The following is a 24,064-nucleotide window of genomic DNA, read 5'->3' as shown; positions in this document are numbered from 1 at the left end:
GCCGTCGACCAGAGGTCGCAAACGGCTGATCAGTTGTTGTGGAGTGTTTCTGCGCCCGCCCAGTCATTAAACAGTCATGGCGAACCCTTATTGGTCTAGACCACAAAATCGTCTTCAGCAAGATCACGGACAGACTGTCATGAACCGCACGCTCATCGCCGCCCTGCTAGCTTCGGCTTGCCTGATCCCGACTGGCGTTCAGGCGATGCAGGGCCAGGCCTGGGATTTCACGCCGCGCTATGAATTGCCGCGCGGTGCAGGACCGCAGCGTACGGACACGCCGTCGCCGGTGGCGAAGCTGACCCCGTCCGCGAGTTCCATGCGGTTCAACGACATGGCGCCGACGGAGCGCCGGACCCTGGAAACGGCTTTTGATTCCAGACGCGATTTCACCGTCGAGATGTGGATTCTGGACCATGTGAATCACCCGGTCGCCGCTGTACTGACGCCGGACGGCGCGAACGGCGCGACGCCCTGGCTGCTGTCCTACCGCGACGGCCAGGCCTCGTTCGGCCCGGCGGGCGCGGCCATGGTCGACGCTCCCGACTACAAAGACGTCTGGCGACACGTCGTGGGGGTGCGTCAGGGCGACGCTTGGCGCCTTTACGTCAACGGCGTCCTCGCTGGATCGACCTCAGCGCGCATGACCGGCGTCTCGGAGAGCTCACTGGCGCTGACGGCTTACCTAGAGGCCGAGCCCTATATGTCCCTGCCGGACCTTGTGCGCGGCGCAGCGGTGCATAACCGCGCTCTCAGCGCGGCAGAGGTCGAAGCCGCCTTCGCCGCCCGCGCCGCGCTGGTCGACCAGGGCCGCCTGAACGCCGAGACCTTCCACTTCACCCAGCCGCCTTATCTGAACGCCCCGACGACAGAGGACGTCCAGCTGTCGTGGGAGACGGATCGTCCAGCCCGCTTCACCGTCGCCTGGGGCGAAACGGAGGCTCAGATGCGTCGCATCGAGGTTCTCGCCGCCGAAGAGGACCGTCTGGGCGGCGCGACGCTGGACGGTTTGAAGGCCGACACGCCCTATTTCTACCGCGTCACGGCCTCGACTGAGGACGGGCGGGCGCTGGATTCGGGCCTGTTGTCGTTCCGCTCGGCGCCACTGCCCGGCGCGCCCTTCGTCATCGCCGTCTCGGCCGACACCGAGGCGCGCCCCCATATCAACAACCGCATGAGCCAGCTTATCTGGGAAGAGCGGCCGAATCTGCTGTTGCTGGCCGGCGATCTGACCGACGGCGGCGATATTGATCGCCGATATCAATGGACCCACGAATACTTCCTGGGCATGGGCGGCCTGTTTGGGCGCGTGCCGGTCATCACCGCCCCCGGGAACGGCGAGGGCGACCAGCACTGGTTCCGCCGCTACCATCGTCAGCCAGGCGACGAAGCCTATTTCAGCCACCGCTACGGGGATGTCGAGTTCTTCATCCTCGACAGCAATCTGGAGGATAGCGAGGAGCGGAAGCCCGGCTTCCGCGCGCGACAGGCCGCCTGGCTGGAGCAGGCTCTGGCTCGCTCCACCGCCCGCTGGAAGATCGCCATGCACCACCATGACGTCTTCACCAGCGATGAAGACGATCACGGCGACAGCTGGGCCGCCCGCACAACTTACGGCAGCGAGACGATGCAGCGCGAATTCACCTCGATCTTCGAACGCCACGGCGTGGATCTGGTCATCTACGGCCACCTGCACGCCTATGAGCGCACCTGGCCGATGACGCAGGGCGCGGTCGATCTCGAAAACGGCGTCACCTATGTTCAGGTCGGCGGCATGGGCGGCAATCTGGAAGACTTCGCGCCGAACAAGCCGACCTTCAGCGCCAAGACGGCCCGGACACACCACTACGTCATGTTGCGAGGGGCCGGAGACCGGATCGAGGTCGAGATGATCGATATCGAAGGCCGTTCCCGCGATCGCTTCGCGCTGACGAAAAGATGAAGCGACCGACCTTCCTGCTGCGAATAACGGTCAGGCTGGCGCACTGCGAACGGCTGCGTGGTAAGCCACGCCCATGTCCGCTTCACGCGCTGGCGTTAATGACCGCTCATGGCGCTTAGCTGGCTCGCCCCGTGGCCCACCGTCGGCATCAATCAGCCAGCCATCGACACTGGGAGCTCTGGCAGGGCACCTGCCGATGAGGCCCGGTCAGGACGATCCGGCAAAAAATCTCTCCTGACGCATGGTCCAGTGTACAAACTTCGCCGCCAGTCCCTTCAGGGCTGCTCGCAGCGAACGTTGATATGTTCAGTCTAAGGAGATGGCTTGAGGACGGGCGGCCCGGAACTGGGGCCACGCCTGCAGAAGCACCTTGATCGCCGACCGGAAGAAGAGGAGGGCGATCACGCCGCCGACCAGGATGTCAGGCCAGCCGGCGCTGAACAGATGCACGCCTCCGGCGGCGACGATGACGCCGGTATTGGCGATCACGTCGTTGCGCGAACACTCGAAGGTGCTGGACAGGTTCACGTCCCGATTCCGGTGGCGATAGAGCAGCGCCAGGCAGACGAGATTGGCGACGAGGGCGATCACCCCGAACAGGCCCATAGTTTCAGCGGTCGGAGTGACGTCGCCCGCCACCTTGCGGACGACCTCCACGAAGACCCAGACGCCGAAGGCGGCGATGACGCCCGCCTTGACCAAGGCGGCGCCAGCGCGCCACCGCAGACTCCGGTTCAGGGCGTAGAGGCTCAGGCCGTAGACCAAGGCGTCGCCGAGCATGTCGATCGAATCAGCCATCAGGGCGGTGGACTGCGCGACGAGGCCGGCGCCGAATTCGGCGAAGAACATGACCACGTTGATCGCCAGAACCAGGATCAGGACACGACGCACGTCGGCATGGGCGCCGAGGGCGGCGATCTCGTCCCCTTTGGCCGAACAGCAGTCGTCACCCGCCAAATGGGCAGTCGGTGCCGGTTCAGTCTCGTTGGTCGAGCCGCAGGCGGTCGGTCCAGAACAACAGTACTGGGCGTCTGTGGGGGCGGGAGAGGGTGGCCGGCTCGAGCAGACGGCCTTCTCCGGCGCATCGGAAGAGGGCTTTGCGGAGGATGGGCAGCAGTCGGACATGAGGAACCAGGGTTGCGAATAGGGTTCGCCGACCGATATGCGACCTATAGCGGGTATAGGTTCAAGGGCATGGCCGAGAATTTCTCCATTGGCGATCTGGGGCGGCGCACGGGGTGCAAGGTGGTCACCATCCGTTATTATGAGCGGATCGGCGTCCTCGAGGCACCCCGTCGTGGCGAAGGCGGTCATCGCATCTATGGCCAGGACCATCTGGACCGGCTCGCCTTTGTGCGGCGCGCGCGAGATCTCGGCTTCTCCCTGGATGCTGTCCGAAGCCTGTTGAGCCTGTCAGGAGGGCCCACCTCTGCCCCTTGCGGGGCGGCCGACGCCGTCGCCATGGAGCATCTTGCAGAGGTGCGCGCCAAGATCATGGACCTGCGTCGGCTGGAGGACACCCTCGTCTCTGTCCTGGATCGCTGCGGCCGGACGACCGTCGAGGACTGTCGGGTGCTGGACGCCCTACGTGAGACGCCTCAGCCAGAGGACGCCGTCTCGGCGCCTTGAGCATGACCTGAGGGACCGGAGGCCTCGCTTGGGCGCGAAGCGCCGGCGTCGCCGTGAGCCGCGCCGGGCGGGCCGTGATAGTGGCGTAAAGGATTCAGGTCGTCGCGCACGGCGTAGAGAAAGCCGGAGCCTCCAAGCCAGAGCAGGCTGAACAGAAGGGTCAGGGCTAGGCCCGGACGGGCGCGTGGAGCGAGCCGCAGACCGGCCAGGGCAAGGAGGGGAAGGCCGACGCCTATACCACGTGCACCGGCCATCCGAGCGTGCTGAAGCAGAAGATGGCGAAGGTGAGAACAGCGCCGGCGCTCACCAAGCTCGCCGTCAGGACAGCGAGCCCGTCAAGAAGCGGGTTCGGCCGGGGCGGCGGAGGGCGTCTGCCGCGACGCTTGCCGGGCCGGCCTTCCTTCCATCGAACGGTGCGCGCCATGTCAGGCGCCGCTCTCCGGCGCAGGCTGAGTTTCGCGTCGCGCCAGCCAGAGGCGCATTCGAAGGATTTCCGTGTCGCGCGCCCGGATGAGGTCCTGGGCCAGCCCACGAGCGTCCTTGTCGGAGCCGTGCTGCAACTGGATCCGGGCCAGGGCGATCTCGCCCTCATGATGAGCGATCATGGCGCGCATGAAGTCGACGTCGGCGTCGCCGGTCCAGCGAATGTCAGTGGCCTGGTGAAGACGTTCATTGGCCTCCTTGAAAGAGCGGGTCGAGGCCGCGTCTCCCAGGGCGTCGGCATGGCCGGCGTGCTCGTCGATCGGCTGGACGGCCGCAGCCGCCGGACGATCGGGCGGGGATTGACGCGACATCATGCCGTACAGAAAGGCTGCAGCCGCCAGGAAGGCTGCGATGAGGGTGAGCCAGCTAAGGCGTTTCATGGGCTTTATCCCGGATAGGATGCGGGCGCCTGGCGATCGCGGTAGGCGAGCAGGCGCAGGGCGTTGAACACCACTAAGAGGGTGGAGCCTTCGTGCAGGGCGACGGCCGGGCCGATGCCGAGACCGAGGATGGTGGCTGGCACGAGGAAGGCGACCACGCCGAGGCTGACGAACAGGTTCTGGCGGATGACGGTTCGGGTGCGACGGCTCAGGCCGACCGTGAAGGGAAGATTGGACAGATCATCGGCCATGAGGGCCACGTCGGCGGTTTCCAGAGCGACGTCGGAGCCCGCCGCGCCCATGGCCACGCCGACCGTGGCCGTGGCCATGGCGGGGGCGTCGTTGACCCCGTCGCCGACCATGGCGACCTTGGTCTCGGCGCGGAGGCGCTTGATCGCCTCGACCTTGTCGTCCGGCATGAGGTCGCCCCAGGCCTCCGTCAGGCCGACCTGGCCGGCGATGGCTTCGGCCGCCTTCTGGTGGTCGCCCGAGATCATGATCATGCGCCGGACGCCCAGGGCTCTCAGTCTTGTCAGGGCGTCGCGCGCGGCCGCACGCGGCGTGTCCAGCAGGCCGATCACGCCGAGATCGCGTTCGCCCTGGCGCACCACCATCAGGGTGCGGCCCTGGGCGCGGAGGCGATCGACCGCCTCGGTCGCCTGGACGCTCAGAACCGGCACGCCGTCCGATCCGAACATCTCGGGCTTGCCGATCTGGACCGTGACGCCCTCGAGCTCGGCGGCGACGCCCTTGCCGGTCAGGCTCTGCAGGCTTGAAGCGGCAGGGACGGCGGCGCCGTCGAGACGCGCCGCGCCGTCCCGGGCGATGGCTTCAGCCAAGGGGTGATCGCTGAGCCGTTCCACGGCGACCGCCACCGTCAGCAGGGCGCGTTCGTCGGCGCCGTCGACGGGGATGACGTCGGTGATCCGCGGGCGGCCTTCCGTCAGGGTACCGGTCTTGTCGAAGGCGATAGCGTCGACGGCGCCGAGGCTCTCAAGCGGCGCGCCGCCCTTGATCAGGACGCCGGCGCGAGCGGCGCGGGCGACGCCCGACAGGACGGCGCTCGGCGTGGCGATAGCCAGGGCGCAGGGGCTGGCGGCCACCAGGACCGCCATGGCGCGGTAGAAGCTGTCGCGGAAGGGTTCGTCGACCACCACCCAGGCGAAGAGCAGGATGAAGGCCAGGCCCAGGACGAGAGGGACGAAGACGCGCTCGAACCGGTCGGTGAACCTTTGTGTGGGCGACTTCTGGGTCTCCGCCTCGCTGACCATGCGCACGACCTTGGCCAAGGTGGTGTCGCTGGACTTGCGGGTGGTCTCGATCTCGATGGCGCCGGCGCCGTTGATCGTCCCGGCGAAAACGGCGGATGCGGCGAGGATGGAGGCGGGGCGGGCCCGGGCCTCGGCGAGATCATCGACCGGCTGCTTGTCGACCGGCATGCTCTCCCCAGTGACGGGGGCCTGATTGATGCTGGTGGCCCCCTTGATGACGAAGCCGTCGGCGGGCAGGCGTTCATTGGGCCTGACCACCACCACCTCGCCGACTTCAAGCGCCTCGACCGGTATCTCGATCACCTCGCCGTCACGCCGCACCCTGGCGGTGCGCGGGGCGAGTTCCGCCAAGGCCTCGATGGCGCGCTTGGCCCGGCCCATGGCGTAGTGCTCCAGGGCGTGGCCGAGGCTGAAGAGAAAGAGGAGCAGGGCGCCTTCCGCCCAGGCGCCGAGCGCCGCCGCCCCCGCCGCCGCCACCAGCATCAGGGTGTCGATCTCGAAGCGCTTGCGCCTGAGGTTGTCGATCGCTTCGCGCACGGTGAAGAAGCCGCCCAGGCCGTAAGCGCTGAGGAAGAGCGCGAGCGGGATCCAGCCCGGCAGGCCCGACGCCAGTTTTTCCAGGGCGAAGCCGAGGCCCAGGGTGCCGCCGGCGGCAAGGGCGAAGATCAGTTCGGTGTTGGCGCCGAAAATCCCTCCGTGGGCGTGATCATGGTCGGCGTGATCCTCCTTCCCGGGATCGTGGTCGTGGCCGGCGTGGTCGTCTGCGGCGTGTTCAGCCCTGGCCGGGAAGGGCTGGGGGGAGAAGGTCAGGCCGTGGCCGGCGAGCGTCTTGATCAGCTGGTCGCGGGTGATCCGGTTCTGGTCGAACTCGACGCGGACCGCGCCGGCGGCGTCGAGGCCGACCTCAAGGAGGCCGGGCTCCGCCTTGAGGTCGGCCTCGAGCGAACGGGCGTGCCGCGCATGGCGCACGCCTTGGGTCCAGCCGACCAGGTGGCCGAAGCGACGGCTGATCTCGACCCCGGCCTGGAGCGCCTTGCGGCGCACCTCGTCCGGCGACAGGAGTTTGGCGTCGTAGTGCAGGCAGAGCTGGGGCCCGGTCGGGGATTCCGCGACGTGGATCTGGGACAGGCCGGGCGCGCCGGTCAGGCGTTTGACGAGGCGCTCGACGCAGGCGTCCAAGGCGTCGGGCGCTTCGGGGAGAAGGACCGGTATGTCGAGTCTGACGGTGCTAGGCATGCTTGAACTCCTCGGATGCGGAAGAGGGGGCTGAAGGCTAGGGGGCGCGTGACTCGGCCTGGACGTCGCGCTCGTGCGAAGCGAGGCGAACGGCGGCGCCCGCAAGGAAGGCGAGGGCCGCAAGAAGCGCCGCGAGAGAGGTCACAAGACGCTGGCGTTCCATGCTCCGTCTCAGGGCAGTTGGAAGATGACGCTGAACCAGCCGAACTGTTGCAGGCCTTCCAGCAATTCGAACAGGGGCAGGGCGAGAAGAAAGACGAGGCCGTCTCTCAGGGTGCGAAGGAAGAAGGCGGGTCGGACGGTGAGTTCCGCCTCATCGCGCCACAGACGGAGATCCGGAAGGAAACGCGGCGTCCGGAGGCGGTACCGTTCATAGGTCGCGCCAAAGGCGCCGGCGAGGAAGCGCTCCTCCCTTTCGACGACCGCCCGGAAGACCCCCCAGCAGGCCAGGGCGAACACAAGGCCGATGGTCAGGCTGCCCGACATGGCGCCGACGCCGAAGGCGCCGATGAAGCTGAAGACGTAGAGCGGATTGCGACAGAGGGAATAGGGGCCGTTCGAGACGATCTCCTGTTTCTTGCGACCGCCGATGTAGAGGGAGCACCAGGCGCGGCCAAAGATGCAGATCATGATGGCGATAAGGCCGAGGTGTTCGACGGGGTGTTCAAATTCGGGGCGGGCCCTGACCAGGGGCGTCCATGCCAGGAGAGCGAAAAGGCCCGCCAGGATGAAGAGCTTGCGCCATTTCTGGACGCCCTGGATGTCGATCGGGACGGCGGTGCCGTCACGCCCGTGTTGTTCGGGAAGATTCACGAGATTGCTCCTTCAACTGCGACGCTGCGTGCGTCGCGGAGGATGTCCATTCCGCCCTTGAAGGCGATGCCGGCGACGATCAGGCCTACCGCCAGATCCGGCCAGGCCTGATCCATGACCATGACCAGTCCGCCGGCGACGAGGATGCCCCCGTTCGAGGCGAAGTCATTGAAGCTGAAGGTTCGCGCCGCCCGCAGGTTGACGTCGTCGCCGTCTTGACGCCTGAGCAAGGCGAGGCAGATCAGGTTCACGGCCGCCGCGATGACGGCCAGGCCCATCATGGTCCAGCCGACCGGTTCGGTCCCGACGATCCAGCGCCGTCCGACGTCCAGCAGGACGCCGGCGGCGAAGATCAGCAGCATGATCCCCGACAACCGGGCGGCGCGGGTTTTCCAGATCATCGCCCGACCGACGGCCAGGAAGCTGATCAGATAGACCGCGGCGTCGGAGCCGTTGTCGAGCGCGTTGGCGAGGAGGGCGCTGGAGTCGGCGAACAGGCCGCCGACTCCGAGACCCACGAACAGGAGGACGTTGAGCGCCAGCACGACGAGAAGCGTGCGACGTTGAAGCATCTCCTGTTCCTGGGATCCGCCCATCAGTCCTCGATCCCTTCTGCCTTGCGATGACGGACCGCCTTGGCGGCGAAGGTCGGCAGGACCAGCAGCGTCAGGGCCGTGGCCGTCAGAAGGCCGCCGATGACCACGGTGGCCAAGGGTTTCTGGACGTCAGCGCCGGCTCCCGAAGCGATCGCCATGGGAATGAAGCCGACGATGGCCACCAGGGCTGTGGTCAGGACCGCGCGCAGGCGGCTGAAGGCGCCGAAGAGGGCGGCGTCGTGCGGGTTCTGTCCCGTCTGAAGCCGCTCTCGAATGGCCTGCATCAGCACCAGACCGTTCAGGGTCGCGACGCCCGACACGGCGATAAAGCCGACCGCCGCCGAGACCGAGAAGGGCATGCCCCTGAGCAGGAGGGCGAGCGCCCCGCCGACCAGCGCCAGAGGCACGCAGGCGAACACCAGCCCTGCCTCCGCGAAGGATCCCAGGGCCATAAACAGCAGGATGCCGATCAGGACGAAGACCACAGGGATGACTAGGCCCAGCCGCTGTTCGGCCCGCTTCAGGTTCTCGAACTGCCCGCCCCATTTGAGCGAATAGCCGGTCGGAAGCTTGACCTGGGCGCCGACCCTGTCTTGGGCGTCCCCGACGAAGCCGCCCAGATCGCGGCCGCGCACATTGGCCTGGACCACCATGCGGCGGCTGCCGTCGTTGCGACTGATCTGGTTCTGACCCTCGGCCACCTGGATGCGGGCGACCGAGGACAGGGGCACCGTCAGGCCGGTCGAGGTCGTGACCGGCAGGGCGGCGAGGGCGGCGGGATCGTTCCGCTGGGCGTCGTCCAGACGGACCACGACGTCGAAACGGCGGTCGCCCTCGAAGATCTGCCCCGCCTCGGCGCCGCCGACAGCGGCCGAGACCGCTTCCGACACGTCCGCAGCCGCCAGGCCGTAGTTGGCCGCCGCGAAGCGGTCGACGCTGACCGTCAGGGTCGGCAGACCTGACGCCTGCTCCACGCGAACGTCCGCCGCGCCCGGTGTGGCGCGCAGCGCGTTGGCCACTTGGTCGGCCGTCGCCTGGAGCTGGGCGAAGTCGTCGCCATAGACCATGACGGCCAGATCGGTGCGGACCCCCGAGATCAGCTCGTTGAAGCGCAGCTCGATCGGCTGGCTGAACTCGAAGCTGTTGCCCAGCTGGGTCGAGGCGGCCTTTTCGATGCGGGCGATCAACTCCTCCTTCGGCAGTTTCGGATCAGGCCATTCCTTGCGGTTCTTCAGCACGATGACGGCGTCGGAGATGTTCGCCGGCATGGGGTCGACCGCCGCCTCCGCGGTCCCCGTTCGGGAGAACATGGTCTTGACCTCGGGTTGGGCCTTGATGACACGCTCCAGCGCCATCTGCATGGCTAGGGATTGCTCCAGCGAGGCCGAGGGCACGCGCAGGGCCTGCATGGCGATGTCGCCTTCGTCCAGGGTCGGGATGAACTCCCGGCCGAGCGTGGTGAAGGCGACGCCGCCGATCACGAGGGCGCCGACTGCGGCGGCGAGGACCACCTTGGGGCGATCGACGGCCGCACGGATGGCCGGTTCGATCCAGCGGCGCGCGTGGCGCAGCAGGAAGGTTTCATGCTCCAGGGCTTCTCCCTTGTCATCGACATGGACGGTCTTGGGTTCGCGCACGAGCAGGGCCGTCATGGCCGGGACGAAGGTGAAGGAGAAGATGAAGGCGCCGACCAGGGCCAGCATGACCGTGGCGCCCATGGGGATGAAGGTCTTGCCCTCGACCCCTTCCAGCATCAGCAGGGGGGTGAAGACCAGCAGGATGATCAGCTGGCCGAAGGCGGCGGGCTTGACCATCTGGCGCGCGGCGCTGGCGGCGACGCCCAGACGTTCGTGGCGGGTCAGGGCGCGACCCAGATCGGCGCGTTTCTGGCCCAGACGCAGCAGGGTGTTCTCGACCACCACCACGGCGCCGTCGACCAGCAGGCCGAAATCGAGGGCGCCGAGGCTCATCAGGTTTCCGCTGATGCCAAAACGGTTCATGCCGATGACCGCGAACAGGAAGCTGATCGGGATCATCAGGGCCGTGATCGTCGCGGCGCGGATGTTCCCCAGCAGCAGGAACAGCACGACGATGACCAGCAGCGCCCCTTCGGTCAGGTTCTTGGCCACCGTCTTGATGGTGGAGTTGACCAGGGCGCTGCGGTTCAGCACGGGTTCGGCCACGATGTCGGGCGGCAGGCTGGCGCCCACCTCCTGGAGCCGGTCCGCAGCCGACTGGGCCACGGTGCGGCTGTTTTCGCCCGCCAGCATCAGGGCCGTGCCGATGACCGCCTCATGGCCGTCGCGGCTGGCCCCGCCCAGACGCGGCGCCTGGCCGATCTCGACCACGGCCACGTCGGCGACGCGGACGACCAGGCCGTTGCGGTTGACCACGGGGGCCTGGGCCAGATCTTCGATGGTCTGGGCCAGGGCGTCGGTGCGGACGGTCAAGGCTTCGCCCGCCCGTTGCACATAGCCGGCCCCCGCCTGGTTGTTGGCACGGTCCAGGGCCTGGATCAGGTCGTTGAGGCCCAGGCCGTAGCCGGCCAGGCGCGCGGGGTCAGGACGGACAGCGTATTCCTTCACATACCCGCCGTTGACGTCCACGCCCGCCAGGCCCTTGGCCGTGCGCATGCGCGGCGCGATGATCCAGTCCTGCACGGTGCGAAGATAGGTCGCCCTCGCCTGGGGGGTCGCCAGCCGCTCGCCGTCGGGCGTCAGATAGGCCCCGTCGGGCTGCCAGCCGGGCTGGCCGACCCGCGCCTTTTTGGCGTCGAAAGGCTTGAAGTCGACCGTCCACATCAGGACCTCGCCCAGACCCGTAGTGATCGGGGCCAGACCGGGCTCGACGCCCTCGGGCAGGTTTTCGCGGGCTTGGGCCATCCGTTCGGCCACCTGCTGACGGGCGAAATAGATGTCGGTCTGGTCGGTGAAGATGACCGTCACCTGGCTGAAACCGTTGCGGGTCAGGGAGCGGGTTGATTGCAGGCCGGGAATGCCGGCCATGGCCGTTTCCAGCGGATAGGTGACCTGGCGCTCCATCTGTTCAGGGGCCAGGGCCGGGGCCACGGTGTTGATCTGCACCTGGCGGTTGGTGATGTCGGGCACGGCGTCGATCGGCAGCTTGGTGAGCTGGAACAGGCCCCAGGCCGCGACCAGCGTCGTGGCGAGGACGATGAACCAGCGGAAGCGGACGGACGCCTCGATAATGGCTTTGAACATTGTCGCTCCCCCTAGTGGCCGTGCTCGGCTTCGCCCTTGGCCAGTTCGGCCTTGAGCAGGAAGGCGTTGGTCGAGGCGACGCGTTCGGCTCCGGTCAGGCCGCGCAGGATCTCGGTGGAGCCCCCGGCCTGACGGCCCGCGAGGACGGGCTGTGCGCGGAAGCCGTGATCATTCTGGACGAAGACCACGGTGGCGCCGTCGACTGTCTGCACCGCTTCGGACGGCACGGTCAGGGCGTCGCCGGCAGGATTTCCGGTGACCACGGCGCCGGTGACGGGCGAACCCGCCGGCGGCAGGCCGCCGCCGTCCGGACGGGCGCGGATCACGGTCGCGCCGCTATCCTGCAAGCCGGCGTCGGCCGCGACCCCGACCACCAGGGCGTCGAACTCGCCCTGTGGGCCGGTGACGCGCATGTGTGAGCCGACACGGACCTGGGCCGCCAGTTGCGGCGGGGCGTTGAAGACGAGTTCGACGCGGGCCGGATTGGTCACCTCGGCGACCACGCCGCCCTGGGCCACGAAGCCGCCCGGGCCCACCTGGACGTTGGTGACAACGCCCGAGATGGGGCTGACCACGCTCATCCGGCCCGAGGCGTTGGGCGAGCCGGCGGCCGTCGCCCGCGCCCGCGCGGCGCGGGCCATGGCCTCAGCGCTGGCGGCCTGGGCCTGGGAGGCCTCGACCTCCTGACGGGCGACAACGCCCTGGTCGGCCAGGTTGCGGTTGCGCTGGAAGGCCTGGCGGGCCGCCGTCGCCGCCGCCGAGGCGGCGTCGATATCGGCGCGCAGGGCGGCGCCTTCGCCGCTGACGAGGCTGACCAGGGGCTGGCCGGCGCGAACCGCCTGGCCCGGCGCCACCAGCACGCGCTCGACCGTGCCGCCGACCATGGCGCCGACGGCGGCGCGCGCGTCCGTCATGGCCTCGACCCGGCCGGACAGGCGCGTCTCGCCGCCGCCGCCGCGGGACACCGCCACGACGGAGATGCCGGCCGCCTTGAGCTGTTCGGCGCTGAGCTCGACCACGCCTTCCGGGGTCTCGCCTTCGTCGGCGTGGCCCGCTTCGCCCTCGGCCTGGTCCGCGGCCTTCGGCGGAGCGGCTTTTTCCGCCTGCGTCGCCGTCGGCTTCTGCAGGGTCATATAGAGCCCCCCGCCGCCCAGAAGGACCAGGGCGGCGACGCCGCCGATCAACAGGGTCTTGTTGGATGTCTTGAGGCGCATCAGGAGTTTCCTTGGAACGGGGCGCGGCCTTCCAGGCGCGCCAGATCGATTTCGGCGCGGACGCGCGAGAGGCGAGCGTCGACGGCGGCGGAGCGTGCGTTGATCAGGGCGGTGCGGCTGACGCGCAGTTCGAGCTGGGAGATGCGTCCGGCGTCTGCGCCGAGCCGCGACAGGCGGTAGGCTTCTTCGGCCGCCTTCACCCCTGCGTCGGCCGCCGAGACACGGCTGCCTGAGGAGGCGAGGCGGGCCGTCGCGGCCGACCGGTCTGCATTGGCGTCCTGCCGCGCCTGGAGGACGCGGGCCTCGGCGGCGCGGAACTCGGCTCGGGCCGCATCAATATTGCCGCGGTTCCTATTAAACAGGGGCAGGGGTAGGCTGAGGCCGACAGTCAAGGCGGTCTCGTCCTCCAAGCCGTACCGGGTCACGCCGACGCTGGCGGTGACGTCTGGTCGGCCGTTGATGCGCTCGACCTCGATGCGGCGCTCGGCGGCCGTGGCCTCGGACTCCGCGACACGGACCGTCGGGGCGCTGTCGACCGGAGTCGGTTGGACGCTGACTGCGGCGTCGAGCAGGCTGGCCTCGATCGAGGTGGCCGGAGCGGGCAGCATGGCGACAGCAGTCAGTCGGGCTAGGGCGGCCTGGCGTTCGGCCTGGGCTTCGTCCAGGCGGGCCCGGGCGGCGGCGGCTTCGCTCTCGGCCTGGACCCCGCGCAGGAGAGGCTCGCGTCCTTCCTCGACAAGGGCCAGGGCGGCGCGCGCGTCCGCCAGTGCCAGGGAAAGACCTTCCTCGGCCAGTTGGGTCCGGCGCTGGGCGGCTTCGGCCTCGGCGTAGGTCAGGGCCAGTCGGCCGCCAGCGTCAATGAGGGTCAGGTCGCGACGAAGAGCCGCTGATCCTGCTTCGGCCCGGGCGACGTTCACTCGCGCCGGCCTGCGCCCCCACAGTTCGAGATCCTGGCTGAAGGAGAGGCTGAGATCAGCCGCGCCGAAACCAGAGTAGGGACCCGAGCCGCCGACATTCTCGGCGGTGAGGGAAAGATTGGGATTGGGCCGAACGCGGGCCTGTCGAACACGGGCCTCGGCGGCGTCGACCAGGGCGACCGCTTCGGATGCGGCCGGCGTCTGGTCCAGGCGGGCCAGGAGTTCGGCATAGGCGGGCGCAGGCTCGGCCCAGGCCGGCCCGGCCGCAAGGGCGGCGAGCACGACCAGCGCGCAGCCGGCCGCGAGGCGCGGCCGACGACGAATTGTCGGAGACATGTTTGGACTTCCAGAATTGATTCAGAAGGAGGGCGCGCGAAGGCGCAGGCTTCTGATCAGGCTCTGGGAGGGCGCTTGAGGCCGTTGGGGGCGAAGGACACGGTCGTGTCGTCGCCGGGGATCAAGCGCGGGGCAGGCGCATGCGGCGCCGTCACGTCGACTTCGGGGATGGCGTGACGCTCGCTGGCCGTATGGTGGCAATGGCCGTGTGCGCAGGCCCCAGGTTCGGCGCCCTGGCCGTCATGCGTATCGCCGGGATGAGCATCGAGCACCTGCTCGAGAGCGGGGATCTCGGGGGCGCAGGCTGCGGCATCGGTCGCCGGAATCACGGCGAAGACGGCGATGACCAAGGTCAGCGCCGCAAAAATTCTCGCCAATCTGATTATCGACCGAGACATCAGGGCGTAGCTAACGGTGTCAGGCAACCATGGCAATCTGTTATAAGGTTCGCTTTGGAGCCGACTTATCTTGTTCGATACCTACGCATGAACAACCTCAGGCTGGGTAAGGCCCCAGCACAGCCCGTTCCAGTCTTCAACCGCGCTGACATCCAAATCCAGACGGCTTGGCTGTGCCTTAAGCCCTGGTCGGATCATCCGCAGATCATTTCTGGCAGCGGTTATTAACGATGCTAGGACGCCAATCCCTGACAGGCGAGTGCGTCCGCTACCTTATTTACGGAAGTATCAACCTTCTCTTGTTGGTGCAGCTTTGAACGTGATCCGAAGCCCAGCCGCTTTCCATAGAGTAACGACTGTAGCGAATGGTGGACTTCGCTTGCCGGAGAGGAGTCCTATAACTCTCTGTGACGTCAACCCTGCTGCTTTCGCTACATCCCCCAGCAACCCAAACTCCTCTAAGTCCTCGATAAAACACAGCAGTGCGGCGCTTGGACCTTCTGAGGCAAGGGCTGCGTTCATTCGCGCGGCCATGTGAAGCTGAACGTCGTGAACCGGCGTCATTACAGGTTCTTATATGCTTCGGTGTCGATATCCTCATGCCACTCGCTGAAAGCTGCAAAAGGATCACCTCCGCGTGGTTGATGTGCAGGTTGCGAACTGGCGCGTCTAGGAACGCTGTTCTGATCGGCTTTTGAAACCCCTTCAGTCTCGGATGCCGTTGAGGCCCGGCGCCCGGTCGTTGCCTTGCTTCGACCCGCCATCGTTACATCCCTAGGGGAAACGCTCCGCCTATTGGCGATCATGACGACTTTGGTAGCAAACTGCCGTGCGGCCTCGGAGATCGACTCGTTCATGAATTTCCCCGTGCTCGCGGCCTGCGAAGCCAACGCCAGAAATGCAGCATCCAACGCCTGGCTATTGCGAAACGCATCGCCCCCCAAATGGCGCATCAGCGAGTACTGGAATCCTGCAATCTCGAAATACATACCGAATATCCGTCCGCGCCCTGGATCCGTACGCAAATAGCCTAGTGGTAGTTGGGGCGGCGGCATGGGAGGACCTCCGCTGGCGAGGTTACTAACTATGACGTCATGATGCTGGCCAGTGATTTGGCTGAGCGCCTCGATCCGTTCAGCTAGCTCGGGCGATGGCGTGAATTGTATGGCGGCCACATCGATCGGGATGGCCAACCATGTTGGGGATGGTGCGACTAGCTCGACTGCGGCGCGCATCGAGACTAGGTCCGCAACGTACTGGGGCAGCGATCCGCAGCAACAAGCGCTCGATCGAGGTCGACTGGCGGATTCAGGCGTTCAGCATCATGATAGAGTTGGGATATAGCAAAGGCATGTTTTTCGCGCGTCGCGATGGCCTGGTGTGCGTTGAGAAAATCAAGCCATATCGTTGCGGCATACCGAGGTAGCCCGAGCGCATCGGTGCATACTGGACCGCGCAAGGATGCTGGGATCAAACTCATACGCCAAAACACACAACCAACCGTAGCTGTCGTAGCTTCAGCAGGATTAGACGGGAATGATCAAGGGCATACGTGTCGAATGGAGCCCGCCCAAGCCCAAGCTGCTGCGCTGTTTTGAATGGCTGCGCAGCTTGGGCTTGAGCTCATGTTGCAACGGAAATGAACTTGGTCGGCCTTCGCATAATATATCTTAGGCGATAGTTCGATATGGCCGGTCCGTCCCGTAAATGTGACTGATTGAATATGTTGCGAACCCAGCGTTGGGTGCATTTTTCGCGTGCGTATTCCAACAGTTCGCCTCCCTCGCTACCGATATGTGGATCAAGCCGCAGCGACTGCTCGGGGCGCTTCATCCAGATGGAGAAGCACTGCGGTATATAAGAGCGCGCTGATGAGGACGTCGCGTTCGTCAGCAATCGCCCTTATGCGCGACACGAGCGGTTTCGACATTGCAAGCGTGGTTGATGGCGACGACGTCGGCCCCGTGAGAAGCGCCTTGCTCCAATGCTGTATCTCATCATCCAGGAACCGTTCGATCACAGCGGCGTAGAGGTCAGCCGCTGTAGCGCCGGTTTCTCGTGCTTCTGCCTTCATGCGTTTGTGCGCCCAACTGGGAATGCGCACAGAGAGCGTAGAACGCGGTATGCCCCAATCGCGATCAGGGAGATTGGCATCGTTGGGTTCAGCAACCATTCTTAGCGGACCTTCTCTCCGGACGTGGAGAGAATCGCCCATTGGGGAGTCGCCGTCCAGTCGTTGCGCGCTGACCTAGTTGAAACCGCTGAACGCAGCCGCGATCGCGCAGTTGTGCCAGCGCTCCTGAAGATCCCGCGACCACAGGCTGGTGCGCAAACTTAGTTGGTGAAAATTGTGGATTGCCAGTGCCAACGCCAGCAACAGCAGCGGGTCTGGTTCCAAGTTAACCAATACGCGGCGGCAGCCGCGAGGCACAGCCAAATGAATGTAATTCGACATCCATTCCCCAAGGCCGTCGCACGCATTGGCTCGTATGCTCAAATGGGTGCGTTTGATGGCCTTACGCTTGACCAGCAGCCGCAGGGCCTGCCGCCGCCCTTCTCCGATGGTGACGAGGAAGCCGCCGGTCGCCGCGCCCTCCCCGTCCCGCTCGACTTCGACTACTGGCGGCTGCAACACCCCCTTGGCTTTGATGGAGGCGGCCAGCGCCTCAATGGCCGACGCCGAATGCTTCACCTTCCGCGCGTTCCGGGGCGAAGCCTTGAGCGTATTCAGCGGCACGGTGATCTCCGCGCCGTGTGCATGGACCGCGACCGGGGTCGCGGCGGTTGGGATGGATTGAGAAGTCATGTCTCTGCCTCCTTTGGGCAAGGGTTGCAGGCACGCGAACTGCGCGCCTGAAACCCTGCCCGTCGGCGAGACCGGGGTAGCAAGGGCCAGGGCGGATCGGCCGGAGGGGGATCGCCCGGCCTGCACAAGCTTCGAGCCCTGCGCGCCATCGCCCTCTTCGCCGGCGCGGAAGGCCGGGGAGACCGGCCGGTCCGGCGGCGCAGCCGCGGACCCTGGCGCGCGCGAGGGCGGAGCCCTTAGCCCTGGATTTGGTCGGAAGGCCCCGCCTCCGGCCGGGGCCTCGACGGACCGCCGAAAACACCTCGATATCGTGCGCAAAGAGCTGGGTGACATGACACTTACCGCCCTGACCTCACCGAAAGCGCGATCTTTCCTGCTGACCTGGCGGGACAAGCGCGCCACCACTCCGAAAACCGCCGATGAACTTCTCGGCGCCCTGTCGCTCGTTCTGAACTGGGCCGCGAACCGTGGCGAGATCGCGATCAACCCGGTCGCCAACTTCCCGCGTATCTACAAGGTCAACCGAGCCGACATCATCTGGGAGCCGCATCACCTGGAGACCATTCTAGCCCAGGCTGACCCACCCATCGCGGCGGCGATCCGACTCGCGGCGGTCACGGGGCTGCGGAAGAACGATCTGATCGCCCTCCCCTGGTCTTCGGTGAAGGAGAACGCGATCGTTTGGCAGACCGGCAAGAGCCGGGGCCGCAAGAGCGTTGTCCTGCCCATTACCGACGCCGTTCGCGAAGTGCTCGATTCGCTCGAGCGTGGCTCCTGCCAGACCGTGCTGGCGACCTCGGAGGGACAACCCTGGACGCCGCCGGGCTGCGGTCTCGACAGCGGGGTGCAGCGGGCGAGAGACGACGCGGACGAGGCGGCGCGCAAGCGAGACGGTCCGGGCGCCACGGCCGGTCTCGACGGTCTGCGGTTCCACGACCTGCGCGGAACGGCTGCGACCGCCTACATCCTGGCGGGCCTGCCGCTCGATGATGTGGCGACGATTCTGGGCTGGGAGCTCAAGCGCGTGAAGGAGATCGCGCGTCGCTATGTGACCGGGGAAGCCATCGGTCTGGGCATGATTGCGCGGCTCCAGGAAAGCCGGAACAGAAGGCCAACTGTAAAACCCGCTGTAAAACCTGAGCCCCGAAGGGGGCGCTCAATGCGCTCAAACCCTTATGGGACGGTGGCTGGGGAACTAGGACTCGAACCTAGAATGACGGTACCAAAAACCGTAGTGTTACCATTACACCATTCCCCAGCGGTCCGGTGAGCCCGCCGAAGCGCTATGCGTCGCGGCGAGGGCGGTGATCTACGCCAAGCTTTCTGGCGATGCAACACCTGAAAACGAAAGATTTTTCATGGCCTCGAGACTTTTTCTCAACAGCGCATTTAGCTGCTTGCGGGGGCCGGGCCGCATGGCTATAAACCCCCTCCTCGACGCAAACGGCGGCCCACGGATTGCTCTGTTTGCGGAAATGTCGGAGTGTGGCTCAGTCTGGTAGAGCACCGCGTTCGGGACGCGGGGGTCGTAGGTTCGAATCCTATCACTCCGACCATTTTCCTTACATAATTACGTGATGGCTACGGCGCGGGTCTGTATCGTGCTTTTGCACGCCGCTGTTAGACTGGTCGCATGACACAGCTGCTCTCCCCCTCCGATGTTCTGGAATTCTGGATTCAGGCTGGTCCTGAAAAATGGTTCGCCAAGGACCGGGCTTTTGATCATGCCTTCAGCGATCACTGTTGCGACACCCATTATGCGGCGGCGCGGCGTGAGTTGGATCACTGGCTGGATGAGGCTGATTCTGCGCTGGCTCTGATCATTCTTTTGGACCAGCTGCCACGGAACGCTTTTCGCGATACGGCGCACATGTTCGCGACTGATCCACTGGCGCTTAGATTTACAAAAGAAGCTATTCAGAGGGGCCATGACCGCCAAGTCGAACCAAGTCTGCGCTCATTCCTCCTTATGCCGTTGATGCATTCGGAATCGTTGGCTGATCAGGAATTTCTTCTGACGTTACTCGACAAAGAATTAGAGGCTGAGACCTACAGGTTCGCAGTCATTCATCGCGATATCGTCGCTCAATTTGGCCGCTTTCCACATCGAAACGCCGCCCTTGGTCGCGACACAACGCCACAAGAACGCGCATTCTTGGCATCTGGCGGCTTCTCCGGCTGAAAGAACAGCGTTTCGCAATTGCACTGCAATTACGGCACAGCTAAGGGCGGTCGCTTTGTAAACGGATCGTCAACCTCATGAATCGCCTTGCTCTCGCCCTGACTGTTACGACCGCGTTGATCGCGGCCTCCGCCGCCCCGGCGGAAGCTCAGGTCCGCTTCGTCCGGAAGGGCAAGAGCGAGGCGGTGCCTGTCATCAATGAAATCCCTCGCTGCAGCCAAAATCTGGGCACTGTGGCGATCGCCGAAACGCAGGGCGCCCTGTTCAATCAGATGGGAATGGGGGCGCCCACGGAGCTGATGCGGACCGTAATCCGCGAATCCGGCTGCTTCACACTGATCGAGCGCGGCCCCGGCATGGATCTGGTGGAGCGCGAACGCAGTCTGGGCGGCGCTGCGCGTGTGCGAACGGCTGACTTTGTCCTGGTCGCCGAACTGGCCAACTCGATCGACACCACGGACAATGATCGTGGCTCGGGTCTGCTGGGCTCACTGGCGGCTGTCGGCGGACGCGCCTTGTTGACGGCAGGCGTTGCTGCCGCAACCGGCGGAGAAATGGGTGGTGGTTTCGGCGGCCTGGGCGGACTTGGCGCTCTGGGAGGCCTGAGGGAAGCCGGCATCAGCCCGTTGCAGATGCAGGCCCTGAACGCCGCCGTAAGCATGGCCGGAGGCGCATTGAACGGTCAGGGCGCTCAACAGGCGCAGCCGGATCTGAACGCCAATACGGTTGAACGGATTCGCGTCCTCAAGAAGGATATCGGGCGCGGCAAGGAAGACGCCCAGGTGGTCTTCTCTCTGGCCAGCGTGCCGTTGGCGGAAACGGTGGGCAACACCCGCGCCGTGGCCAACAAGGATGATCTTCGCAGCTTGCGTATCCGTGACAACCATTTCGGCGGCCGCGTCGGCGCCGGCTACGAGAATCAGGACGAAGGCAAGATCATCGCCCTGGCGATGGTGCGCGGTTACGCCGACCTGGTGACAGGTCTGGGCGGAATGGGCGCTGAGGTTCCCGAGGTTACGCGCGCCAACCGCCAAGCCATCGCTTCAGAAACCGCCGGGCGCGAGGCGGATGTCCGCCGTCAGGCGACTGAAGAACGTCGCCTTATTGAACGCGAAGAACGTGAGCGCGAAGCAGCGCGCCGTCGCATCCGTGAAGAAATCCGCCGTGAAGAAGACGGCCGTCGTCGCGTCGCCGAGCGCCCCTCGATGTCGAGCCGCAGTCTGGCTCTGCCGACCATTCTTCGCACCGCCCCCGAGGGCGAGACCATCCGCCCGCTGGCTGCACGCGACGTCGTTTTCCCGACCGGCAAGGAACGCGGCGACTGGGTCGAGGTTCTGGACGGCGACGACAACATCGGCTGGGTGCAGAACGAGCGGCTGACCCCTTCCTACTGATCCCCACACAACCACGAAAAAGGAACGCCCGTCGGTTCGACCGCCGGGCGTTTCTCTTTTCTGTGAGCAAGCGAATCAGGCGCCTGCCCTGAATCACGAATCAGAGGCATCCTGTCCCTCATGAACGCTGCCGTCGCTCCTGCTGATCTCGAAGCCCGCACGGCGGCCGCGCCCGCCGACCATCCTGAGTGGCAGTATCTGAACCTGCTGCGGGATATCCTGGACAACGGCGTGCGGCGCGAGGATCGGACCGGAACCGGGACGCTGGGCGTCTTCGGCCGTCAGATGCGGTTCGATCTGTCGAAGGGCTTCCCCCTGCTGACGACGAAGAAGCTGCACACGCGGTCCATCTTCATCGAACTGCTGTGGTTCCTGCGCGGCGAGACCAACATCGCCTGGCTGAAGGAAAACGGCGTCCGTATCTGGGATGAATGGGCAGATGCAGACGGTGACCTTGGGCCCGTCTACGGCAAGCAATGGCGTTCATGGGCCGCGCCCAATGGCCAGAGCATCGATCAGATTCAAAGGCTGGTGCATGGTCTGAAGACCAATCCCAACAGCCGCCGCCACATCGTCAGCGCCTGGAACCCGGCGGATGTCGACGACATGGCCCTGCCGCCCTGCCACTGTCTGTTCCAGTTCTTCGTGGCGGATGGAAAGTTGAGCTGTCAGCTGTATCAGCGCTCGGCTGACATCTTTCTGGGCGTGCCGTTCAACATCGCCTCCTACGCCCTGCTGACGCATATGCTGGCCAAGGTCGTGGGGCTGGAGCCGGGCGATTTCGTCCACACCTTCGGCGACGCCCACCTGTATCTGAACCACCTGGAGCAGGCCCAGCTGCAACTGACGCGCGCCCCCCTGCCCCTGCCGATCCTGACGGTCGCGGACAAGGACGACCTGTTCGGCTTTGAACTGTCGGACTTCGTGCTGAACGACTATCAGTCCTGGCCGCACATCAAGGCGGAAGTCGCCGTCTGAGACGACCTGATCCCGGATGAAACTCACCGATCTACAGGCGGATGTCCTCCGCATCTCCGACATCTATGCGCGCGAACACGCGATTGACCGCGACCGTGACTGGGCTCTGCTGAAGCTTCAGGAAGAGCTGGGCGAGTTGACTGCCGAGCATCTGCGCCTGACCAGTCGGGCGCGCGGCGCGGCGGACCCACAGGCGCTGGCCGATGAGGCGGCGGACGTGCTGGGTATGTTGCTGATCTATTGCGACCGAACCGGCGTCGACCTGAACGCCGCGATGGAGCGCAAGTGGCTGAGTTGGCTGAAGGCTGAAGCGTAAATCCACGTAACGTCGGGTGGCGAGTTTCGCCGCCAGAGCGCACCCTCCCTCTCAATCCGCCCTGTGGCGGTGAATGAACCGGAGGGTTTCATGGTCAAGAAATTTGCGGCCGAGTTGATCGGCACATTGGTTCTGGTGCTGTTCGGGTGCGGCGCCGCCGTGCTGGGCGGGTTCGATCACGTCGGACAACTGGGCATCGCCCTGGCGTTTGGTTTCGCCATCGTCGCCATGGCTTATGGCATCGGTCCGGTTTCGGGCTGTCACGTCAATCCGGCCGTCAGCCTGGGCGCCTTCGTCGCCGGGCGGATGAGCGCCAGAGACATGATCGTCTACTGGATCGCCCAGTTCATCGGCGCCATCCTCGGCGCGGCCATTCTGGGCATGATCGCCAAGACGGGCTTCGCCAATCTGGGCCAGAACGGCTTCGACGCCGGATCGCCGGGCGGATACGGTTTGCAGGCGGCGTTGACGTTCGAGATCGTCGCCACCGCCATCTTCCTGATCGCCATCCTGGGCGTGACGGGCGCCAAGGGGCACGGCGCTTTTGCGGGCGTCGCCATCGGCATCACCCTGGCGGTCATCCACATCGTCGGCATTCAGGTGACGGGCGTGTCGGTCAACCCGGCGCGCAGCTTCGGCCCTGCCCTGCTGGCGGGCGGTCAGGCCCTGAGCCAGGTCTGGGTCTTCTTTGTTGCTCCGGCGATCGGCGCCGTCATCGGCGGGCTGCTGTTCCGTTCGAAACTGCTGGAGCCGAGCGCCTGATCAGGCCGGGACGGCGCTGTCCGGCGCCGTCATCGGCATCCGCGCCAGCCGGGCGCTAAGGGAGTCTCTGTCTTCGGGCGCGGGCGACAGAACCACGCTGTTCTTCACCGCGCCCATCGACACCGTGGCCCGATAGGCCATCACGCCGCCCTCGCGCAGCAGGAAGCTCGCCACCGCCGCATTGTTCTGAGGCCCGGCCAGACCGCCGAAACCCGCCGTCAGTTCATGCTCGCCCGGATCGACGGCGATGGCGGTGAATTTGCCGCCCTTGATCTGGGCGAACTCGCGGCCGTCCAGCGCCAGGTTCATGCCCGCCGCCATGGCGACGAACCCTTCGCGATAGACGATCAGCAGCGCCTTGCCCGGCGGCGGCGTCAGACTGGCCGCCGCCGCGCGATCGGTATCCGAAGCGGCCACGCCCGCTCTGTTTCCCGCCAGATTGGCCATGATGTAGGCCGTGAACGCTCCCGCAAAGAGACCCGCCAGAAACGGCATCACGCCCAGATTTGCGCCAACCGCACCGCCCAACAGGCTCAGCAGCACGACCACGGCCAGCAAAACGATGAATCCGACGATCAACGGCTTGGCGTACTTGTTCATCAGGGGCTCCGGGGGCATTTGACGGGTGAATCGCAGCAACAACGGAAAACCAGCTTGGCTGTTCCTTCAATCGCTCTTGTCGTCGCCCGCGCCAAAAACGGCGTGATCGGTCGGGACGGCGACCTGCCGTGGCGGCTGCGCTCGGACCTGCAAAGGTTCAAGGCCGTCACCATGGGCAAGCCCTGCATCATGGGCCGCAAAACGTGGGAAAGCCTGCCGCTGAAACCCTTGCCCGGCCGGTTGAACATCATCCTGACCAAGGATGAATCCTACGCCGAGTCGGGTCTGGCCAAGGGCGCCGTAGTCTGTTCCAATCTGGACGAGGCGCTGTCCATCGCCCGCGAACAGGCGTCCGAGGACGGTCTGGACGAGGTCTGCATCATCGGCGGCACGGCGATCTTCGCCGCCGCCCTGCCCCGCGCCAAACGCCTTTACATCACCGAGGTCGAGGCCGAACCGGAAGGCGACGCGGTTTTCCCGAGCTTTGACGAAACCGCCTTTGTCCGCACGGCGTTTGAGCCGCACGAAGCCGGTAAAAAGGACGACCACGCCTTCGCCTTCACCGTTCTGGAACGTCGCTGAGCCTCAAA

General features: G+C 65.8%; 21 protein-coding genes, 2 tRNA genes and 1 pseudogene. 10 read left to right on the top strand and 14 right to left on the bottom strand.

What is annotated here, in order from left to right; translation table 11 throughout:
- The first annotated feature begins 139 nt into the window (after positions 1-139).
- A complete protein-coding gene (locus tag ACORJG_RS06680; RefSeq protein WP_427792578.1) occupies positions 140-1,942 on the top strand; it encodes a metallophosphoesterase in 1,803 nt (600 codons plus the stop codon).
- 306 nt (positions 1,943-2,248) lie between these two features.
- Here the strand turns inward: ACORJG_RS06680 and ACORJG_RS06675 are convergent, their stop codons facing one another.
- Positions 2,249-2,899 carry a cation transporter gene (locus tag ACORJG_RS06675; protein WP_025977024.1) on the bottom strand — a complete coding sequence of 217 codons (651 nt, stop codon included), beginning with the start codon at positions 2,897-2,899 and terminating at the stop codon, positions 2,249-2,251.
- 237 nt (positions 2,900-3,136) lie between these two features.
- On the opposite strand from ACORJG_RS06675, the gene ACORJG_RS06670 reads away from it, so the two are divergent.
- The gene (locus ACORJG_RS06670; RefSeq protein WP_025977023.1) at positions 3,137-3,571 is read left to right on the top strand and encodes a MerR family transcriptional regulator; all 435 of its coding nucleotides are present in this window, start codon (positions 3,137-3,139) and stop codon (positions 3,569-3,571) included.
- Between the two features lie 425 nt (positions 3,572-3,996).
- Here ACORJG_RS06670 and ACORJG_RS06665 read toward each other — a convergent pair whose 3' ends face one another.
- The 11 genes from ACORJG_RS06665 to ACORJG_RS06615 form a co-directional block, all read right to left on the bottom strand.
- Entirely contained in the window at positions 3,997-4,434 is a 438-nt protein-coding gene (locus tag ACORJG_RS06665; protein WP_427792577.1) for a DUF305 domain-containing protein, read from the bottom strand.
- A gap of 5 nt (positions 4,435-4,439) precedes the next feature.
- Positions 4,440-6,941, bottom strand: a complete 2,502-nt coding sequence (locus ACORJG_RS06660; RefSeq protein ID WP_025977021.1) for a heavy metal translocating P-type ATPase — start codon at positions 6,939-6,941, stop codon at positions 4,440-4,442.
- Positions 6,942-7,112: 171 nt separating this feature from the next.
- Positions 7,113-7,754 carry a methyltransferase family protein gene (locus tag ACORJG_RS06655; RefSeq protein ID WP_025977020.1) on the bottom strand — a complete coding sequence of 214 codons (642 nt, stop codon included), beginning with the start codon at positions 7,752-7,754 and terminating at the stop codon, positions 7,113-7,115.
- Positions 7,751-8,326: a cation transporter gene (locus ACORJG_RS06650; RefSeq protein ID WP_234288684.1), complete on the bottom strand. Its 576-nt coding sequence runs from the start codon at positions 8,324-8,326 to the stop codon at positions 7,751-7,753. The genes ACORJG_RS06655 and ACORJG_RS06650 overlap by 4 nt, the downstream gene beginning before the upstream one ends.
- A 23-nt stretch (positions 8,327-8,349) precedes the next feature.
- On the bottom strand, positions 8,350-11,571 hold the full coding sequence (locus ACORJG_RS06645; protein ID WP_427792575.1) for an efflux RND transporter permease subunit: 3,222 nt from the start codon (positions 11,569-11,571) through the stop codon (positions 8,350-8,352).
- A gap of 11 nt (positions 11,572-11,582) precedes the next feature.
- Positions 11,583-12,785: an efflux RND transporter periplasmic adaptor subunit gene (locus ACORJG_RS06640; RefSeq protein ID WP_025977017.1), complete on the bottom strand. Its 1,203-nt coding sequence runs from the start codon at positions 12,783-12,785 to the stop codon at positions 11,583-11,585.
- Positions 12,785-14,038 (bottom strand): TolC family protein, encoded by a 1,254-nt coding sequence (locus ACORJG_RS06635; RefSeq protein WP_025977016.1) that lies wholly within the window; start codon positions 14,036-14,038, stop codon positions 12,785-12,787. Before ACORJG_RS06635 ends, ACORJG_RS06640 begins: the two co-directional genes overlap by 1 nt.
- A 56-nt stretch (positions 14,039-14,094) precedes the next feature.
- Positions 14,095-14,415, bottom strand: coding sequence for a hypothetical protein (locus ACORJG_RS06630; RefSeq protein ID WP_143276087.1), 321 nt, complete (start codon positions 14,413-14,415; stop codon positions 14,095-14,097).
- Between the two features lie 584 nt (positions 14,416-14,999).
- Positions 15,000-15,425 carry a hypothetical protein gene (locus tag ACORJG_RS06625; RefSeq protein WP_143276088.1) on the bottom strand — a complete coding sequence of 142 codons (426 nt, stop codon included), beginning with the start codon at positions 15,423-15,425 and terminating at the stop codon, positions 15,000-15,002.
- Positions 15,426-16,237: 812 nt separating this feature from the next.
- Entirely contained in the window at positions 16,238-16,609 is a 372-nt protein-coding gene (locus ACORJG_RS06620) for a hypothetical protein (RefSeq protein WP_427792572.1), read from the bottom strand.
- Positions 16,610-16,684: 75 nt separating this feature from the next.
- The gene (locus ACORJG_RS06615) at positions 16,685-17,242 is read right to left on the bottom strand and encodes a ParB/Srx family N-terminal domain-containing protein (RefSeq protein ID WP_427792570.1); all 558 of its coding nucleotides are present in this window, start codon (positions 17,240-17,242) and stop codon (positions 16,685-16,687) included.
- Here ACORJG_RS06615 and ACORJG_RS06610 point away from each other — a divergent pair.
- Positions 17,241-18,248, top strand: a pseudogene (locus tag ACORJG_RS06610) (tyrosine-type recombinase/integrase); the annotation flags it as partial. The gene ACORJG_RS06615 and the pseudogene ACORJG_RS06610 overlap by 2 nt on opposite strands.
- Positions 18,249-18,426: 178 nt before the next feature.
- Here the strand turns inward: ACORJG_RS06610 and ACORJG_RS06605 are convergent.
- Positions 18,427-18,500: transfer RNA gene (locus ACORJG_RS06605), tRNA-Gln, on the bottom strand.
- Between the two features lie 221 nt (positions 18,501-18,721).
- On the opposite strand from ACORJG_RS06605, the gene ACORJG_RS06600 reads away from it, so the two are divergent.
- From ACORJG_RS06600 to ACORJG_RS06575, 6 genes are all read left to right on the top strand, one after another.
- A tRNA-Pro gene (locus tag ACORJG_RS06600) sits at positions 18,722-18,798 on the top strand.
- Between the two features lie 77 nt (positions 18,799-18,875).
- A complete protein-coding gene (locus ACORJG_RS06595) occupies positions 18,876-19,424 on the top strand; it encodes a DUF924 family protein (RefSeq protein WP_427792568.1) in 549 nt (182 codons plus the stop codon).
- Between the two features lie 77 nt (positions 19,425-19,501).
- Positions 19,502-20,818: a hypothetical protein gene (locus tag ACORJG_RS06590; protein WP_427792566.1), complete on the top strand. Its 1,317-nt coding sequence runs from the start codon at positions 19,502-19,504 to the stop codon at positions 20,816-20,818.
- A 120-nt stretch (positions 20,819-20,938) separates the two neighbouring features.
- Positions 20,939-21,796, top strand: coding sequence for a thymidylate synthase (locus ACORJG_RS06585; RefSeq protein WP_427792565.1), 858 nt, complete (start codon positions 20,939-20,941; stop codon positions 21,794-21,796).
- Between the two features lie 16 nt (positions 21,797-21,812).
- Complete coding sequence (locus ACORJG_RS06580) at positions 21,813-22,112, top strand: phosphoribosyl-ATP pyrophosphohydrolase (RefSeq protein ID WP_427792564.1); 300 nt, start codon at positions 21,813-21,815, stop codon at positions 22,110-22,112.
- A gap of 90 nt (positions 22,113-22,202) precedes the next feature.
- Complete coding sequence (locus ACORJG_RS06575; RefSeq protein ID WP_427792562.1) at positions 22,203-22,874, top strand: aquaporin; 672 nt, start codon at positions 22,203-22,205, stop codon at positions 22,872-22,874.
- Here the strand turns inward: ACORJG_RS06575 and ACORJG_RS06570 are convergent, their stop codons facing one another.
- Positions 22,875-23,474: a hypothetical protein gene (locus tag ACORJG_RS06570; RefSeq protein WP_427792560.1), complete on the bottom strand. Its 600-nt coding sequence runs from the start codon at positions 23,472-23,474 to the stop codon at positions 22,875-22,877.
- 54 nt (positions 23,475-23,528) lie between these two features.
- On the opposite strand from ACORJG_RS06570, the gene ACORJG_RS06565 reads away from it, so the two are divergent.
- Entirely contained in the window at positions 23,529-24,056 is a 528-nt protein-coding gene (locus ACORJG_RS06565) for a dihydrofolate reductase (protein ID WP_427792558.1), read from the top strand.
- Positions 24,057-24,064: the final 8 nt, after the last annotated feature.

It is taken from the genome of Brevundimonas diminuta (genome assembly GCF_050310045.1).
Classification (GTDB): domain Bacteria; phylum Pseudomonadota; class Alphaproteobacteria; order Caulobacterales; family Caulobacteraceae; genus Brevundimonas; species Brevundimonas diminuta_F.
This window is presented reverse-complemented; position numbering and strand designations above follow the sequence as displayed.